Below are 16,141 nucleotides of genomic sequence, written 5' to 3'. Positions count from 1 at the left end.
CTCTTTCTGATCGGTTTGGCAGTCGCATTGTCCGCCGGTTCCGTTACGTGCGATAGGTCCGAAGGGGTGGGTTGATGGCTCTGGAATCCCGGCGTGACCTGAACGTCCAGGTGTCTGCGGACTCCTCGAAGTTCGAAAAGGGCATGAGGTCCGCTGCTGCGTCGGCGAAGGTCTTCGAGAAGGAGCTGAAGAAGCAGGACGCCGAGATCGAGCGGTTCCGGGAGTCTGCTGGACGGGCGATGCTGGGGGTCGGTGTGGGTGTCGCCGCCGCCGCGGGCTTGGCGGTGAAGGCGGCGATGGACTGGGAGACAGCCTGGACCGGTGTGGCCAAGACTGTGGACGGCAACGCGGAGCAGATGGCCGTGCTCGAGGGTCAACTGCGTTCGATGGCGAGGACCCTCCCTGCTTCCCACAAGGAGATCGCGGCGGTGGCCGAGGCCGCTGGCCAGTTGGGGATCAAACGGGAAGCGGTCGCCGAGTTCACTCGCACCATGATCGATCTCGGGAACACGACGAACCTCACCGCTGAGGAAGCTGCCACGTCGATCGCCCAGATCGCGAACATCATGGGCACCTCCCAGAAGGACGTCGACAGGTTCGGCGCTGCCCTGGTGGAGCTCGGCAACAACGGTGCCTCCACCGAGGCTGAGATCCTCGAGATGACCAAGCGTCTCGCGGGCGCGGGAAAGCTCATCGGGGCGTCCGAGACCGACATTCTGGCCATGGCGAACGCGATGGCGTCGATCGGCATCTCCGCTGAAGCCGGTGGCGGGTCGATGTCGCGGGTCATGCAGAAGATCTACGAGGCGGTCAGCGAAGGCGGAGACGCTGTCGCGGGGTTCGCGAAAGTCGCGGGCATGTCCGCCCAGGACTTTGCTGAGGCGTTCCGGAACGACCCTGTGCGTGCGATCAACGACTTCATCGTGGGGTTGAACGGTGTCGAGTCCTCCGGTGGCAACGTCATCGGTGTTCTGAAGGACCTGGGGATCCGCTCGAGCGAAGACCTGCGCACCGTCCTGAGCCTCAAGGGCGCGACGGATCTGCTGTCGGAGTCGCTGGACATGGGCAGCCAGGCATGGGAGGAGAACACTGCCCTCGTTGAGGAGGCAGCGAAAAAGTACCAAACCACCGGGGCGCGACTGGAGATCGCCAAGAACAACATCAACGACCTCGGGATTACGATCGGGCAGGCCGTCCTGCCCGTGCTGGGGGAGTTCGCGGATGGCGTCGCCGGCCTCATCGGCGTGGTGCAGAAAATGCCGGGCCCGTTGAAGACCGCGTTGTGGATCTTCGGTGGACTCGTCGGCGTCGTCGGTCTCGTCGGTGGAGCGGCGCTGCTGGCCGTCCCGAAGATCGTCGAGTTCCGCGGCGCCCTGGACACCATGGGCAAGAGCGCGTCGAGGGTCAACCGTGGATTGGGCATCGCTGGCGGGTTGCTGACGGGAAAGTTCGGGCTCGGGCTGGGTCTAGCCGTGACCGCGCTGGGGTTCTTCGTCGCTCAGCAGGCCAAGGCCGCGGCGCACGTGGACGACCTCACCACCTCGCTCGACGAGCAGACCGGTGCCCTGACCCTGGAGTCAGGGGCGCTGATCTTCAACAAGCTGCAGTCCGAGGGTGCGGCGGATGCCGCTGAAAGGCTGGGGATCTCCCAGAAGGACCTGTTGGGTGCAGCAATGGGCCTCCCCGGTCCTCTGCAAAGGGTGAACGCCCGGCTCGACGAGGCTCGGGTAACGACCGAGAACTGGGAGTCGACGCTTTCCGGTGGTGTGGCGTCCACGACGGGCCAGTTGACGAAGGACGTCAACAAGTTGACTGGCGTGATCGGTGGGCAGAACGAGGCCATCGACGAGGCCACGACGAAGTGGAAGCAGGAAGCCGAAGCTGGGCTGCACGGTGCTGAGGCGCAGAAGGTCGTCGCGGAAGCGTTGGACGGTACCGCGGCCTCCGCTGGGGGCCTGGAGAACTCTTTGGCGGCGTTGGCCGAGGCCTACGGGGTCACCGGGGATGAGGCGGAGAAGGCCGCCCAGGAGATGCTGGACGCCTGGAGTGAGGCGTTCGCCAGTTTCGTCGGCCTCGGCGCCGCCTACAACGATGCCCTGAAGGGCAAAGAGGACAAGGCCCGCGAGTTGGCGGAGGCCACCGCGAAGTCCACGAAGGACGCGTCGGATTCGTGGGCGGACTACATCGGTGACGTCAAGGTCACCGCCCAGGACTTCATCGCGGAACTGCAGAAGCAGGTCGATGCCCAGCGGGAATGGTCGGACAACCTGATCCTGCTGGCGGCGCGCGTGCCCCCGGCGATGCTCAACGAGCTCGCGAAGATGGGCCCGGAGGGAGCGGCGCAGGTCGCGCTGATGGCGACGATGACCGACGCCGAGCTGAAGAAGGTCGTCACCCTGTGGAGCCAGCGAAGCAAGGAGGCCACGGACGGCGCCGCGCAACGGCTGGCGGAGGCGGGGCCGATCCTCGCGGCCATCGCCAACCAGATCGGCCAAGGAGCGGCCAACAAGATCGCGCAGGGCATGGCCGAGCGCGGATCCACAGTATTCGAAGAGGCTCGCCGCCAGGGGTTGAACATCGACGAGGGCGTGGACATCAACCGACCCCGGATCGTCGATGTTCGCGCGAACGACAAGCCCGCGATGGACCGGCTGAAGTTCTTCAAGAACAACGCGAACCGGCTGCTGAACTCGATCGACAACGAAGACGTCGTCGTCAACGCGAAGCTCCGGTTCGGTGGGGCCGGCACCGGTGGGACCGCGACCAACCGGTTGCTGTCGTCCACCGGTAAGGCGCAGGGCGGGCGACTGCCCGGGCCGCCGTCGAACAGCGACAACATGCTGGTGCCGATGGCGTCCGGCGAGTACGTGGTGCGGGCCAGCCAGGTCGGGAAGAACCTCCCCCTGTTGGAGGCGATCAACAACGGGCGTCTCCCCGAGGGGTATGCGCGCGGCGGCATGGTGAACCTCAAGGCAACCGGCAGCATGGGAAACACCAAAGCTGCCCTGTTGCGGGGGATCCAGCAGCACGCCGAGCGCAACATCCTGGACCTGCTGTCGTCCGTGGGCGGGGCTGGTGGCGGTGCCGGTGTGGCTCGGTGGCGTGCTGTCGCGATGCAGGCCCTGGCGTACACCGGGTCCCCGCTGTCGTGGATCGGGTCTCTCCTGCGGAGGATGAACCAGGAGTCCGGCGGTAACCCTCGGGCGATCAACCTGTGGGACATCAACGCCAAGCGGGGTATCCCGTCCAAGGGGCTCATGCAGACGATCGACCCCACCTTCAACGCCTACGCGAGGGAGTTGAGGGGGCGGGGGGTGTGGGACCCGTTCGCGAACATCGTGGCGTCCATCCGCTACGCCAACGCCCGATACGGGGCCGCGCCGATCGGCTGGAACCGTGCCGGTGGTTATGACACCGGCGGAATCCTCAACCACGGCCAGACAGGGCGGAACATGTCTGGCCGGCCGGAGCGGGTTCTGTCGCCGCGGCAGACCGACTCGTTTGAGCGTCTGGTGCGGATCCTCGACACCAAACGCGGCATCGCCGGGTTGCCGGGAACCACGGTGGTGAAGAACTACAACCTCACTGTCACCGACGCGGGGAACACCAGGGTTGACCTCGTCGCGCAGTTCCAGCGACTCGAGCACATGTCGGGGGTGTGACGTGGCCGAGTCTGTCGAGTGGGTCGACCCGGATGGTGTAGTCACTCCGTTGAGGGTGGAGTTCGCTGTGCGGGGCAGGTTCGCGCCGCCGGTGGAGTTCGACGAGGACACCCTTCCGGGTCAGGCCGGTGCGGTGTTGCGGCAGAGCCTGCACGGGGTGCGGGAGATGACGGTCCCGATCCTCGTGTCTCGCGATACGGCGGGGGAGTTGCGGACCGCGCTGCGGGACTTGGCGTACGCGATGGACCCCAACCGGGGTGAAGGTGTTCTGCGGGTCACCACACCCATCGGTGATGTGCGGGAGCTCGTGTGCCGGGTGTCTGGTGGCATGGGTGTGGACGAGATCCTCGGCGAGACCGCTACCCCCACGGATCAGCGGATCGCGGTGGTGGTGCGGGCGGTGCAGCCGTACTGGCAGGCCACATCGGACACCGCGTTCACGTTCACCACGGGTGAGGCGCCGTCGTTCTTCCCGTTCTTCCCTCTCCGGTTGACGTCCTCCGAGGTGTTTGCGGAGAACACGATTGACAACGCCGGGGATGTGCAGACGTGGCCGGTGTGGACTGTTCAAGGCCCGGGGGCGGTGATCGTGTTGGACAACCTCACCACGGGGGAGAAGATCGAACTGTCGCGGAACGGGGGTCTGACTCTCGGCATTGGGGAATCCCTCATCGTCGACACCCGGGAGCAGAAGAAGACGTTGACGTTGGGGGACGGGTCTAACGCGTTCCGCTACGTCAGTCACGAGTCGTCTCTGTGGGCGCTACAGAAGGGCATGAACACGGTCCGGGTGCAGATGTCCAGCTCGGACTCCACTTCGTCCGTGGACCTCCGGTTCCGGCCTCGTTACCTCACCACATGAACTGGGAGGTGTATGTCCGCGACCGCGACCGTGAACGAGTCGGGCTGGTCGACGGGTTCCGCCAACTCGAGGCGACGTTGCGGTTCAACGACATCGGCACGTGGCGCCTGTCCGTGTCCCGCAAGTCGAACAAGCTCGTCGAACTCACCACCCCCGGCTACGGGATCGTGGTGGTCAACGCGGACACGAAAGAAACCCTGTTCTCCGGGCCGATCGACGAGCGGGAGCAGATCTACGACCGCAACACCGACACCCTGAACCTGTCGGGGTGGGACGACAACGTGTACCTGTCGTGGCGGGTGTCGCATCCTTCCCCCGCGCAGTCGGCGCCGCCGTACAACTCGACGGCGTACGACGTGCGGAGCGGGGTGTGTTCCACGGTGCTGCGTCAGTACGTGGACGTGAACCTCGGCCCGGGTGCTGTGGCGGCCAGGCGAGAGCCCGGGCTGATTCTCGCGGCCGACCCAGGTGTGGGGACGACGGTGTCGGGGAAGGTGCGCTGGACGCAACTCCTCACGGATCTGCAGGGGCTCGCCCTCGCCGGCGGGGTGGGGTTCCGGTGCGTCGCCACTGACGCCGGAATCGAGTTCCAGGTGTATCAACCAGTCGACCGCAGCGAGGACGTGAAGTTCTCCGTCCCGTTGGGCAATCTCACCGGTGGTCGGATCAAGTCGAAGTCTCCCGAGGCGACCTACGTGTTCGTAGGTGGGCAGGGCGAGGGGACGGCACGCACCATCCGCGAGGGGCAGGACGCCGGGCACTACGCGACGTGGGGCCGGCGGGAGACCTTTGAGGACCGGCGCGACACTGCCGACACCACCGAGCTCGACCAGAAGATCACGGAGACCTTGGCGGAGAAGTCCGAGCAGACGGATTTCGAGATCGCGATCCTCGACACCCAGGGTCAGATGTTCGGCCGGGACTACGGCCTGGGCGACAAGGTCACCGCCGTGTTTGTGGGATCCGAATCCCCCACCGGTGGTGGGGCGGTGCAGGAGTTGATTCGTGAGGTGAAGCTCTCCGTGACCCGCAGTTCGACTCGCATCACCCCGGTGGTGGCTACTCCCGCGAAAGCCGATGTGTTCCGGATTTTCCGGGAGATACGTCGACTCAAGCAGCAGGTGCGGAGCCTCGAGGCCCGCTGACACGACGAGAGAAGGTGAGTTGTGCCTACGTCACTCGACGTGTACGCACCGTTCGATGATGGCCCCGGTGCCAACACCATGGAAAGCACGTGGCGGAAGTTCGCCCGCTACATGCTGGAGACCGGCATCATCCGCACCGCTGGGAACCGGTTCAACGCCTTCGGCGACTCCTCCGGGATGCAGGTGAAGGTCGACACCGGGGAGTGCTGGATCCAGGGCCACTACGGCGAGAACGCGTCGGTCAAGACTCTCCCGATCGCGGCCGCGCACGCGACACTCGCACGCCTGGACAGGGTGGTGATCCGCGCTGACTTCGTGAACAACCGCGTGGAGGTCGATGTCCTCACGGGGACGGCGGCCACCACGCCAGTGTTGCCGACGCTGACGACCAACACCTCCGTGTGGGAGGTGTCGCTGGCACAGGTGTCCGTGGCGGCCGGGGCGACCGGGATCACCTCATCGGATGTGACCGATGACCGCACCCGCTACGTGTACACCGATCACGGGCCGGGCGCGATGCTCGAGCAGAAGGTGTTGACGGCGCAGGCGACGTTCGTGAAGTTCTCCAGCCTCCCGAACACGTTCAAGCATCTCCGGTTGATCTTTTCCAGCAGGGTCACCGCCGCCGGTGGAACCCGGGTCCTGCTGCAACTGAACAGCGACACCAGTGCGAGCTACGACCGGCAGACTCTCGCCGCCGGCGGCACATCGGTGACAGGGAACCGGTTGAACGCCGCCAGCAGTATCGAGATCGGATATTCCACCCCCACCGGTGTGAGTTCCCACTCGGCGTACGAAGTTCTGATTGCCCACTACTCGAAGACCGGTCAGGTGGGGAAATCCGTGTCGAGCCAAGGTTCACACCTGGCTGGGTCCGGTGGTCTCACCGTGGTCAGCAACGGCGGCATTTGGTACGGGTCGGGCAGTTCAAGCGCCGTGGACGATCTGCACGTGTTCAGCGAATCCGGGTCGTTCCAAGTCGGGAGCGTCTTCACCCTGTACGGGCTCGGCTGACAACGGAGGAATTACTGATGCCTGAACCGATGCCTGGCTTGGTGGCGGTGGTGACGATGGACCAGATCTACGGCGAGTTGCGGTCACTGCACGACGAGGTTCGTGACATGCGCAGCGAAGTTAAGGACATCGCCGACCACGAAAACCGTCTCCGGTCACTCGAACGGAAAGTGTGGCTCGCAGCGGGGATTGCGGCCGCAGCAAGCGGAGGAATCGTGCAAGCGTTCAACACGGCAATGGGGGCATGACATGAAGACAAACGAACTGGTCACCACTGAGGCCGAGTTGCGTGCAGCGATCGCCGCAGGCGGCGAGGTGTATGTGGACACCGGGACCACCATCACCCTGTCATCCCCAGTGGTGGTCGATGTTCCGGTGAGGATCATCGGAGGGTCCTACTCCGTTCCTGACGGGACAGGCTTCCACGTCACCAGTTCGAACGTGGAGTTCAACCGCATCAAGATCGGCGGGGGCTGGTCCTACTCTGGGGGTTTCGACTCGGCGCAGAAACTCATCCACGTCCAAGGTACGTCTGCCGCTCCTCTGGAGAACATCTCCATCCACGACTCCTTCATGTCCGGTTCCAGAGCGGACAACGTGTGGTTGGAGTGGGTGAGGGACGCCTACGTCAACGACAACATCATCAAGAGGTTCCTGTACTCCGGGGTCATGCAGATCTCCTGTGACGGTGTGGTCGTCAACGGCAACAACATCTGGGACTCCCCACTGATTGGGCAGCTCAACTGCTACGGCATCGCCGTCACGGACGCGGACAACACGGTGGCCGCACGGTCGAGGAACATCACCATCACCGGGAACCGGGTGCACTTGATTGACTGGGAGGCAATCGACACCCACGGCGGGGATGGGATCACTATCGCAGGTAACACCGTCACTGCATCCCCGCGGGGGATTGCGCTCGTAACCGGCAACTCGACCCGCGTCACTGCACCGGAGAACTGCATGGTGTCTGGGAACTTCGTCGACTCCCGTGGATCGAGGCAGACCGTGCGGGAGGGTGTGCTGCTCGGTGGGATCGCCAACACACCTGCCGACGGGACAGTGGTGGGGAATCACATCATCGGCTACGGCGACGATGCCCTGGTCGCGAACTACTACGACCGCGGTAAGACCCGGATCGGCAGCAACAACGTTCCGTTCCAGAACTGGCGGCCCCTCCCTTTGGGTGAGGATTTCACCGCGAACACCACCTATCCGCCGGAGTACATGGTGGACGGCGACACGGTGCATTTCCGGGGTGGTGTGATCCCCAAGTCCGCGAGCCAGCGCACCATCATTTCCGTCCTGCCGTCTATCGCGCGGCCATCGGTGCTCACCACCGTGTCCATGTTGAAGGGTTCCAACGCGTCGGCCGGTGAGGGCGTTCTGGGTGTGTGGCCTGATGGGCGAATGGTGCTGATGTACCAGTCCGGGACCGACACCTACACCTATTTCTTGCACGGCTCCTACGAAGCCATATAACACCGGAGGCTGACATGGCGTGGTACTCAGGGGCCGAACGTCGTCCGCTCGGCAAGCAGACCGAGCCGCGCATGACCGAGCACAACATCCTCTGCTTCCACACCATGGTCGGTTCCCTGATGGGCACTGACAACTACTTCGACGACGACGGCTACTACGGCACCGAATCCCACTTCGGGGTTGGGGGCAGCTCTGACGGTGCCCGAGATGGGCATGTCATCCAGTGGCAGGACACCGACTACGGCGCGGACGCCAACCTGGACGGCAAGCACGAGGTCATCTCCATCGAAACCTCGGATGGTGCCGACTCGGACCAGCCGTGGTCGCCGAAGCAGATCGACTCGCTGGTCGAGCTCGGGATCTGGGTGTGCCTCGAATACGGCATCCCGCCCGTGCTCATTCCCGACACCAAACCGGGTCGGCGGGGGATCGGCTACCACCGGCAGGGCTGCGACCACTCCAGCTCGTACCGGCCCCGTGGCTGGCCGTACGACGCGTGGCGCGTTCCCGGTGGGCGCCGCTGGTCCCGGTCCCTGGGCAAGACCTGCCCCGGTGACGTCCGCATCCGGCAGTTGGTCGACATCGTGATCCCCCGCATCAAGGCGGGGTTTGGACAGGAGGACGACATGCCCGACCGTCAGGAGTTCGAGTTCTGGGTGAAGAACGGCGTCCTGAAGGCACTCATGGACGACAAGGTGCGCGCGTGGGTTGAGCGTGCCGTGTGGATCGACCGGAAAGTGTTCCGCGACGGCAAGCACATCCCCGCCATCCAAGAGCTCGCCGACGCCAAGACCGAAGCCCTCGCCACCCGGGGCATGGTCGCCGGCCTCGAAGAGGCACACAGGCAGGACGAGGCCGGGGAGGCCCGGGACCTGGACGCCGTCGCAGCAGCCGCCGAGCGCGGCACCCGCAAGGCCCTCACTGAGGGCACCGTCACCGTCGACATCGACATCACCGGACCGGAAGGACAGACAGCATGAACACCTACTTCAAGGACCTCACCGAGCGGGTCATCGCGTCGTTCGCTGGTGGCGCTCTCACCGTCACCGGCCTGGACGCGGTGAACGTCCTCACCCTGGACTGGAAAGCCGCTCTCGGTGTCGGCGGTGGCACGGCACTGGTGTCGCTACTCAAGGCCCTGGCCGCCCGCAAGGTAGGCGACCCGAACACCGCGTCGCTGGCAAAGGAGTAACCCGTGGCCAACGCCCTGTACGACAAGGCCAGGGAGTCGTTCCTCGCCGGTGATCTGGACTGGAACACCCACGAGTTCCGCGTGATCTTGGTCGACACCCTCGACTACGCGGTGAACCTCGCGACGGACCAGTTCCTCTCTGCGGTTCCTGCCGCTGCCCGTGTCGCCACCTCGGCGGCGCTGGGATCAACCACCGTCACCGCAGGAGTGGCGGACGCCGCCGACATCACGTTCACCGCGGTGTCGGGGGATCCGTCGGAGGCGCTGGTCATCTACCAGCACGCGTTGACGGTGGGTGGGGCGGCGCTGGCGGAAACGTCGGCCCGCCTGGTGGCCTACATCGACTCAGCCACAGGCCTTCCGGTCACCCCGAATGGTGGCGACATAACCGTGGCGTGGGGCGGATCTCCGAACTTCATCTTCAAGCTCTGACCGCTCTACCTGCTCGGAGGTGAGCCGTGGCCAACATCATCCCGGCCCAATCAGCCGAGCTCGAGGATGCGGGGACGGGCAACTGGGCCGCCTGGTACGGCTGCACCGTCGCCAAGACCACGGAAGACGCCAACCTCGGCACCGGGTCGCTGAAGATCAGCTGTTCCGGGGGCGCGTGGGGCGTCAACCTCAACAACTGGCCCGGCTGGTCCTCTGGCGTGGTCGCCAGCCACGACTACGGGCTGGAATGGAACGTCAAAGGCGGACCCCTGACCGGGTCAACCGCGACCTTGACGTTCATGTGGCGCAATGACGGTGGCACAGTACTGCTCGAGGAGCCGATGGCCATCTCCACGAGTCAGCTCGAGTGGAGGTCGGCGGCGAAGCTATCCACTTCCCCCGCCACCACGACCAGGCTGTACTGCGAGATCACCGGCGACAACACCGCTGGCACGACGTTCTACGTCGACACAGTGGTGGCCGATGACGCTCCGTCCGGTGGTGGCGGCGCACAGGTCGTCACGCCCACCTCCATCGCCTCAGCTGAGGCGTTCGGGAACCCTGCGGTTTCGGCGAGCCTCACCATCCAGCCCGCGGGGATTGCCACGGGCGAGGTGTTCGGCGCTGCCACGCTCTCCCCTGGAGAGGTCGCCGTCTCGCCGGGGGCTATCGCCTCAGTCGAGGCGTTCGGGACTCCGGTGGTGTCCAGTGGCGGCGCCACCATCGCACCCGACAGCATCACATCAGGGGAGCAGTGGGGCACACCCACACTCGTCCTCACCCTGCATCCTGCGGGTATCGGGTCGTCGGAGACGTTCGGCGCACCCACGCTCACAGTGGGCGGGGCGAGCATCACCCCTGAGGGAATTGTTTCCGGTGAAGTGTTCGGCACCGTCGAGGTTACTGGCGGGCAGATCGCTGTCACACCTCTCGAACGCACCCACACGGTCCCTGCCGAGACGAGGACGCACATCGTGCCTGCCAGCATCCGCACCACAACCGTGGCTACCGAGTCACGAGCCACAAGCGTCCCCGCTGGGGAACGAACACTGTCCGTGGATTGAGGGGGGAACTCTGTGTCGTCGTATGTGCACGACCCGAACGCTGTACTGGACTACCGCATGTCGTGGGCGAAGTGGCTGGAAGAAGCCGAGACCATTTCCACGTCGACGTGGATTGTCCCGGACGGCATTGTTCAGGCCACGCCAGCGCCGTCGAACACCACCACGGATGCCACGATCTGGCTGTCTGGTGGCACGGTCGGCCAGGAGTACCGGGTGACGAACCGCGTCACCACCAACCTCGGCCGCACCGACGATCGGTCCATCACCATCCATGTGCAGGAACGGTAGAACCATGCGCTGACCAGCAACTTTACGGGATCACATAAAGTGCCCCCCGCTCCCGTCCTGATGGATGGTTGAGCGGGGGGCTTCCTTTGCGTGCGGGGGGTCAGGCGCTGCAGAGTCGGAACTCGCGCGGCTCCTCGAGCACGTCGCCGTCGTTTTCGATGTGGGCGGACACCTGCTTGTCGTCGTCGGAGAGGTAGAGGCTGATGTTCTCCTCCACGGACTGCCACAGCTCGTCGAGGTCGTCGCCCGTCGCGAAGCATCCGGGAAGCTCGACGACTTCGGCCCACAGCCCGTCCGAGTCTGGGTGGATACGGACGGTTAGTTTCACTGTCTCCTGATCGCTCATGGTGTCCCTCCGGCGATGATGCCCGCTTGTTTCATTATCGCCCTGCTGAGCCGTACTGAGTAGTCCTTCGTGTGACGCGGAAGTGTGATGGGCCGGTGTCCTGGTTTGATCATTTTGATGTGCCTCGTGCCTTGCGTCTTCTCCCATCCGTGCCGCTTCAGGAGCTTCACGGCAGTGGTCTGGTTGAGGACGCTGGGCAACTCAGGATCGGCAGGTTTCTCCGGCGACATAACCCTCCACTACAGTTCGATACTGACTCGTGACATTGCGGCGCGCTGTTCTTTGTGAGCATCGTCGCGGTCTGTTGTGTCGTAACGCACGATGCTGGGTTGTGATCTCGCGCCGGATTTGTCACCCGTCTGGCGTAGCGGTAGTCAGAGTTCGTCGGGGTGCCGGTACTGCAGCCACCAGAAGTACGGCCCGAGGGTCACGAGTAGGAACGTGCCGCCGTACCCGAGCGACTTGAGCTTCTCGATGACCGCCGCCGGGTCCTGGGTCCACTGGGCGATGAGTGAGGCCACGATCATCCCGCCGAAGAACAGACCCCACGTGCCGAACATGATGAACGGGCGCCAGTTCCGGCGGGGTGCGGTGCGGTAGCGGCGTGCCATCAGCAGTGACAGGGCGAGCCGCACACCTGGCAGAAGTGGTCGGAGCCGCTCTTGCTGGGCACGCAGGCGTGGTCGTAACGGAGCAGGGCGAGTAGACGTCGGTACATGGGCGGTCCTCCTGTGTGTGTCGGATGGTAGTTGGTTCGCCCCGTTTCTGTAACGGGGTGGTCATAGGGGAGCCCCGGGCGCCTCCTGCGGGAAGGGAGGCTGCTCCGGGGCTCCTGACCGGCGGCGCGTGACCGGTCCCTCGGGGTGAGGCTGGTACCCCGGTCGGCGCGGGGGCGGGGGAGGGGAATGCGCTGCCAGCTCTGGGGGATTGGAGGCTGGCGGCGCTCACCCGCGCCGACCGGGAGATCTAGTCGTCTTCGTCTTCGATGGGCCACCCGGACGCGTCGATGTCGCGGACCTCGCCCTTGTCGTTGATCCACACGCTCATGGCGCCACCAACTTCGGGAAGTGCTCTATCTCCCGCCACACCCGGTCGCAGTCCCAGCAGGTGGGGTCCAACCACTTCCCGCCGGGCTCGGTGGCAGTCCCCCCGTTTCGGGGTGACCTCCGCTCCGCACAGTGCCCGGAACTCCACGCCTGGCTGGGGGTGGCCACTGTTGATGTCGAGTGCGTGCCGTTTGCCTTCGGCCTGCTGCCATCGGAGAGTCATCGCTGCTCCCGGTCGCGCTTGTCCTTCTCGGCCAGCCCCACATAGATGTTCGCGGCCAGACGTTTCCCGTCTTCCAGGTCGACCAGGACGGGGGGTGCGTCGTCGATCGCGACCGCGAAATGCTCCGCGTTGCCGACTACGGCGACACCGGTCTTGATCGCGATACGTCGCCCGGATCCGGTGCGCGCGTTGGTGACCGTGAAGGACTTCCACTCTGGTGTGCCCATGTGATCGCCTCCCCGGTAGGCTGTCTCTGGCTGACCAGTGGTGCCGCGGTGCCACACTAGTGTCACCGCTGTCACCGTGCAGGGCAATGCACCATCCGAGTGACACGCAACCACCTGGTTTCGGTTCCCCTATGATGTGGTGCATGTCTGGCACCACTGGCACCCCGAAGGCCCGCGCGCTCGGAGCGAGACTCCGTGAAAAGCGCGAAGCCGCTGGCTACTCCGTGCGTGGCCTGGCCGAGCAGATGGGCATCTCCCACAGTGCGCTGTCTAGGTGGGAGACCGGCTCACGCTCACCTCAAACCGAAGACGTCGCCTCCGTCCTCGGAGTGCTGGGTGTCAACGGCGACGAGCGCGCCGAGCTCCTGGAGCTGGCCCGCGGTAGCGACGACCCGCACTGGCTGTCGATCAGGAGCGCGGACCGTGAACGGCAAATGGCGGCACTGTTGGACTTCGAACGCACCGCCACCCAGATCACCGACGTGTCCCCGCTGCTGATCCCCGGGCTGCTGCAAACCGCGGACTACGCCCGGGCCATCATGATCGCCGGTGGTGTCGCGTCGAGCCAGATCGAGACGCGTGTAGCGGTGCGCGTCGGCCGGCGGGAAGTGCTGACCCGCCGCGACCCGGTGAGGCTGTTGGCGCTCATCGGTGAGGCCGCGCTTCGGCAGGAGATCGGCGGACGTCTGGTGGTGCTCGACCAGCTGCACCATCTGGTGAAGTTCGCGGACCTGCCGAATGTGGACCTGCGGGTGGTGCCCGCCACCGCGGGATGGTCGCCTGCAGTCGAGGGCCCGTTCGTGCTGGTCGACTCTGATCACCAGCCGCCGATCGTGCACCTCGAGAACCGCCGCGCTGGACTGTTCTTCCACGAACCGGACGACGTGAACGCGTACCGGGATGCCGTGGATAGGGTGAAAGAAGTGGCGATGAGCCCCACCGCATCCAAGGGGCTCATCGCCGATGTCATCACTGAATTGGAGACGACGACATGACCATACCGCGCGACCCCGACACGTGGCGCAAGTCGAGTTACAGCAGCACCGAAACCAACTGCGTCGAGGTCGCATATAGCCACTCCGCCATGGTTCGCGACACGAAGGACCGTACCGGTGGCTCCTTGGCGCTCACATCGGCCGCTTGGCGATCGTTCACTGCGAGCGTGAAGCGCGCCTAGCCACACCAATGCGGCGGCCCCCTGGACACACACTCCAGGGGGCCGCTCTCGTTTCAGCGCCTGTCGTGGTCGGAGCGTGGCCACCGTGGCCTCTCCCGTGGCCAGCGGACGATGCCAAGGTGCACGCCGATCGTCACGACCACGTCGGCGACGGTGCGGAAGAACCGGCGGATCATGTGCCCTCCGCCTTCGCGTGGTCCTTCACTGCCTGGCGCACGTCGCCATCGTTGAGCGCCACCTGGAGCAGCTCGACAGGCACAGACCCCCGGTAGTCGTAGTACCCGACCAGGAAAGCGACCTGGCCAGCCAGTCGCGCGTACTCTTCCTCGATCATCGGACCTCCACCACCTGTGCGCCCTCGGGCGTGACGTCCGAGTGCATCAGGGTGGGGTTGATGAAGCCCGTGAAGATCACGACGGCGAGACCGGCGAGGATCGGGTAGGCGAAGATGCGGGCGATTCGCCAACCGCGAGAGTCGACGACGCGGGCGTGGGTTGACTGGCCAGCGGCGGGCCACAGGTAGGCGCGGATGCGCATGGGGGGCTCCTCGGTGAGGAGCGGCGGCGCTTCTGTCTCCCGACGATGCGCGCCGCTAGTCTGACTCCCTCACCGCAGGTCAACCCTGGTGCTACTCGTAAGGCGTAGCGTTGTCATAGGTGCTGTAGTCCAGAATCTCCAGGCAGCGCACCTCGTCGATGCGCTCACACACTCCAGTGAGGACCAGCGGCAGCCAGTCGTTGGCGAACCCGGGGTCCACTCCGTTCACCCACAGGGACACGCCGCCCTCGGCTGCCGCGTCCCGGACCGGCCCGCTGACCTCGTCCGGTACGACGCCATCCGGGAACTGCAGGAACACCGGACTGCTGGACACGACGTTGACTCCAGCGCGCAGGATGCGTCGCAGATCCTCGATCGCCTCGGGAATCCGGTCGTCGGCCATAGCGGTGTAGACGACGCAGTCCGGCCGCAGCGCCAGCAGTTCGTCGGCGTTGTCGGTGGCCGGCACCCCGAGATCGCGACCGAGCCCGGCGAGCTCACCCGCGTCCCTGCCCGCCTTGGCCGGATCCGATACCCACACGCCGACCAGTTCGAGATCGGGCCGGGCATCGATACCGGCGATGGCGTTGCGGCCGACGTTGCCGGTGCTCCACTGCACCACTCGATAGGGCTTTGTCACGAAACCTCCTACAGATCGGGCAGACCCAGTTCGAGGTTGGGTGCCTGCAGGCCGCCGTCGACCTCCAGCACCTTGCCGGTGAGGTAGCCACCCGCTCGGGAGGCGAGGAACACCGCGGTCGCCGCGATGTCCTCCGGTTCACCGATGGCGCGCATCGGCGTCGACGACTCCATCTTGGTGCGCACCTCGTCGTTGTTCAGGACCACGTCGAGGGCCGAGGTCGCGACCGAGCCGACCGCGATGGCGTTGACCCGGATTCGGGGCGCGAGATCGGCCGCGGCGAGCCGCGTGTAGTGCGCGAGCGCGGCCTTCGCCGTGCCGTAGGCGAGGAAGCCGCGTCCGGCCACCCGGCCCATGACCGAGGAGATGTTCACGACCGAACCGCCGGGCCGTTCGCCATCGAGCATGAGTGGCACGGCGGCCTTGGTCAGGGCGTGCGCGGTGGAGACGTTGAAGTGGAAGGCCTCTTCCAGGTACTGCACAGAGGTGTCTGCCAGCGGGCACGGAATGCTGCCGCCGACGTTGTTGACCACCACGTCGAGCCTGCCGAAGGCGCTCATCGCGGCGTCGGCGAGCCCGGCTGCGGCCTCGGTGTCGGTGAGGTCGGCGGCCACGACGTGGGCCTTGCGGCCGGTGGCGGCGATGCGTTCGGCCACCTCGCCGAGCTGGTCCTCGGTGCGAGCCGAGAGCACGACGTCCGCGCCCGCCTCGGCCAGGGCGATCGCGGTCGCCGCGCCGATGCCGCGCCCGGCACCGGTGACGACGGCGACGGAGCCGGGGAGCCGGAAACGGTCCAGGATCATG

The 16,141-nt window shown here is 65.6% G+C and carries 23 protein-coding genes; 13 read left to right on the top strand and 10 right to left on the bottom strand.

Annotated elements, in window-relative coordinates:
* The first annotated feature begins 74 nt into the window (after positions 1-74).
* The 11 genes from D0C15_RS07995 to D0C15_RS07945 are packed head-to-tail and all read left to right on the top strand — an operon-like array spanning position 75 to position 11,141.
* Complete coding sequence (locus tag D0C15_RS07995) at positions 75-3,662, top strand: phage tail tape measure protein (protein ID WP_116042245.1); 3,588 nt, start codon at positions 75-77, stop codon at positions 3,660-3,662.
* Between the two features lies 1 nt (position 3,663).
* A complete protein-coding gene (locus D0C15_RS07990; protein ID WP_162829948.1) occupies positions 3,664-4,524 on the top strand; it encodes a phage distal tail protein in 861 nt (286 codons plus the stop codon).
* Positions 4,521-5,669 (top strand): siphovirus ReqiPepy6 Gp37-like family protein, encoded by a 1,149-nt coding sequence (locus D0C15_RS07985; protein WP_116042240.1) that lies wholly within the window; start codon positions 4,521-4,523, stop codon positions 5,667-5,669. Before D0C15_RS07990 ends, D0C15_RS07985 begins: the two co-directional genes overlap by 4 nt.
* A 21-nt stretch (positions 5,670-5,690) precedes the next feature.
* The gene (locus D0C15_RS07980) at positions 5,691-6,683 is read left to right on the top strand and encodes a hypothetical protein (protein ID WP_162829947.1); all 993 of its coding nucleotides are present in this window, start codon (positions 5,691-5,693) and stop codon (positions 6,681-6,683) included.
* A 17-nt stretch (positions 6,684-6,700) separates the two neighbouring features.
* Positions 6,701-6,931 carry a hypothetical protein gene (locus D0C15_RS07975; RefSeq protein WP_116042234.1) on the top strand — a complete coding sequence of 77 codons (231 nt, stop codon included), beginning with the start codon at positions 6,701-6,703 and terminating at the stop codon, positions 6,929-6,931.
* A gap of 1 nt (position 6,932) precedes the next feature.
* Positions 6,933-8,165 (top strand): right-handed parallel beta-helix repeat-containing protein, encoded by a 1,233-nt coding sequence (locus tag D0C15_RS07970; protein WP_116042232.1) that lies wholly within the window; start codon positions 6,933-6,935, stop codon positions 8,163-8,165.
* 14 nt (positions 8,166-8,179) lie between these two features.
* Entirely contained in the window at positions 8,180-9,145 is a 966-nt protein-coding gene (locus D0C15_RS07965; protein WP_116042229.1) for a peptidoglycan recognition protein family protein, read from the top strand.
* Positions 9,142-9,357 (top strand): holin, encoded by a 216-nt coding sequence (locus D0C15_RS07960; protein ID WP_116042227.1) that lies wholly within the window; start codon positions 9,142-9,144, stop codon positions 9,355-9,357. Before D0C15_RS07965 ends, D0C15_RS07960 begins: the two co-directional genes overlap by 4 nt.
* A gap of 3 nt (positions 9,358-9,360) precedes the next feature.
* The gene (locus tag D0C15_RS07955; RefSeq protein ID WP_116042225.1) at positions 9,361-9,789 is read left to right on the top strand and encodes a hypothetical protein; all 429 of its coding nucleotides are present in this window, start codon (positions 9,361-9,363) and stop codon (positions 9,787-9,789) included.
* Positions 9,790-9,815: 26 nt separating this feature from the next.
* Positions 9,816-10,853: a hypothetical protein gene (locus D0C15_RS07950; RefSeq protein WP_116042222.1), complete on the top strand. Its 1,038-nt coding sequence runs from the start codon at positions 9,816-9,818 to the stop codon at positions 10,851-10,853.
* 12 nt (positions 10,854-10,865) lie between these two features.
* Entirely contained in the window at positions 10,866-11,141 is a 276-nt protein-coding gene (locus D0C15_RS07945; RefSeq protein ID WP_116042220.1) for a phage fiber-tail adaptor protein, read from the top strand.
* Between the two features lie 100 nt (positions 11,142-11,241).
* Here the strand turns inward: D0C15_RS07945 and D0C15_RS07940 are convergent, their stop codons facing one another.
* The 5 genes from D0C15_RS07940 to D0C15_RS07920 all read right to left on the bottom strand — a co-directional run bounded on the left by D0C15_RS07940 (position 11,242) and on the right by D0C15_RS07920 (position 12,983).
* Positions 11,242-11,487, bottom strand: a complete 246-nt coding sequence (locus D0C15_RS07940) for a type II toxin-antitoxin system HicB family antitoxin (protein ID WP_116042217.1) — start codon at positions 11,485-11,487, stop codon at positions 11,242-11,244.
* Complete coding sequence (locus D0C15_RS35655) at positions 11,484-11,717, bottom strand: type II toxin-antitoxin system HicA family toxin (protein ID WP_116042215.1); 234 nt, start codon at positions 11,715-11,717, stop codon at positions 11,484-11,486. Before D0C15_RS35655 ends, D0C15_RS07940 begins: the two co-directional genes overlap by 4 nt.
* A 144-nt stretch (positions 11,718-11,861) precedes the next feature.
* A complete protein-coding gene (locus tag D0C15_RS07930) occupies positions 11,862-12,122 on the bottom strand; it encodes a hypothetical protein (RefSeq protein WP_116042212.1) in 261 nt (86 codons plus the stop codon).
* Between the two features lie 331 nt (positions 12,123-12,453).
* Positions 12,454-12,756 carry an HC3 family zinc finger protein gene (locus tag D0C15_RS07925; RefSeq protein ID WP_342768559.1) on the bottom strand — a complete coding sequence of 101 codons (303 nt, stop codon included), beginning with the start codon at positions 12,754-12,756 and terminating at the stop codon, positions 12,454-12,456.
* The gene (locus D0C15_RS07920) at positions 12,753-12,983 is read right to left on the bottom strand and encodes a hypothetical protein (RefSeq protein WP_116042210.1); all 231 of its coding nucleotides are present in this window, start codon (positions 12,981-12,983) and stop codon (positions 12,753-12,755) included. The genes D0C15_RS07925 and D0C15_RS07920 overlap by 4 nt, the downstream gene beginning before the upstream one ends.
* A gap of 143 nt (positions 12,984-13,126) precedes the next feature.
* Between D0C15_RS07920 and D0C15_RS07915 the strand changes: the two genes are divergently transcribed.
* Together D0C15_RS07915 and D0C15_RS07910 are read left to right on the top strand one after the other, a co-directional pair.
* On the top strand, positions 13,127-13,978 hold the full coding sequence (locus D0C15_RS07915) for a helix-turn-helix domain-containing protein (RefSeq protein WP_116042207.1): 852 nt from the start codon (positions 13,127-13,129) through the stop codon (positions 13,976-13,978).
* The gene (locus tag D0C15_RS07910; RefSeq protein WP_116042205.1) at positions 13,975-14,160 is read left to right on the top strand and encodes a DUF397 domain-containing protein; all 186 of its coding nucleotides are present in this window, start codon (positions 13,975-13,977) and stop codon (positions 14,158-14,160) included. The genes D0C15_RS07915 and D0C15_RS07910 overlap by 4 nt, the downstream gene beginning before the upstream one ends.
* A 53-nt stretch (positions 14,161-14,213) precedes the next feature.
* Here the strand turns inward: D0C15_RS07910 and D0C15_RS35425 are convergent, their stop codons facing one another.
* The 5 genes from D0C15_RS35425 to D0C15_RS07895 form a co-directional block, all read right to left on the bottom strand.
* Complete coding sequence (locus D0C15_RS35425; RefSeq protein WP_281270675.1) at positions 14,214-14,336, bottom strand: hypothetical protein; 123 nt, start codon at positions 14,334-14,336, stop codon at positions 14,214-14,216.
* Positions 14,333-14,494, bottom strand: a complete 162-nt coding sequence (locus D0C15_RS33990) for a hypothetical protein (RefSeq protein WP_162829945.1) — start codon at positions 14,492-14,494, stop codon at positions 14,333-14,335. The genes D0C15_RS35425 and D0C15_RS33990 overlap by 4 nt, the downstream gene beginning before the upstream one ends.
* Positions 14,491-14,697 (bottom strand): hypothetical protein, encoded by a 207-nt coding sequence (locus D0C15_RS07905; protein ID WP_116042203.1) that lies wholly within the window; start codon positions 14,695-14,697, stop codon positions 14,491-14,493. Before D0C15_RS07905 ends, D0C15_RS33990 begins: the two co-directional genes overlap by 4 nt.
* A 91-nt stretch (positions 14,698-14,788) precedes the next feature.
* Positions 14,789-15,337 (bottom strand): hypothetical protein, encoded by a 549-nt coding sequence (locus tag D0C15_RS07900; RefSeq protein WP_245975629.1) that lies wholly within the window; start codon positions 15,335-15,337, stop codon positions 14,789-14,791.
* Positions 15,338-15,345: 8 nt separating this feature from the next.
* On the bottom strand, positions 15,346-16,140 hold the full coding sequence (locus tag D0C15_RS07895; RefSeq protein WP_116042200.1) for an SDR family oxidoreductase: 795 nt from the start codon (positions 16,138-16,140) through the stop codon (positions 15,346-15,348).
* Between the last annotated feature and the right edge of the window lies 1 nt (position 16,141).

The organism is Amycolatopsis palatopharyngis (assembly GCF_003385185.1).
GTDB lineage: Bacteria > Actinomycetota > Actinomycetes > Mycobacteriales > Pseudonocardiaceae > Amycolatopsis > Amycolatopsis palatopharyngis.
This window is presented reverse-complemented; position numbering and strand designations above follow the sequence as displayed.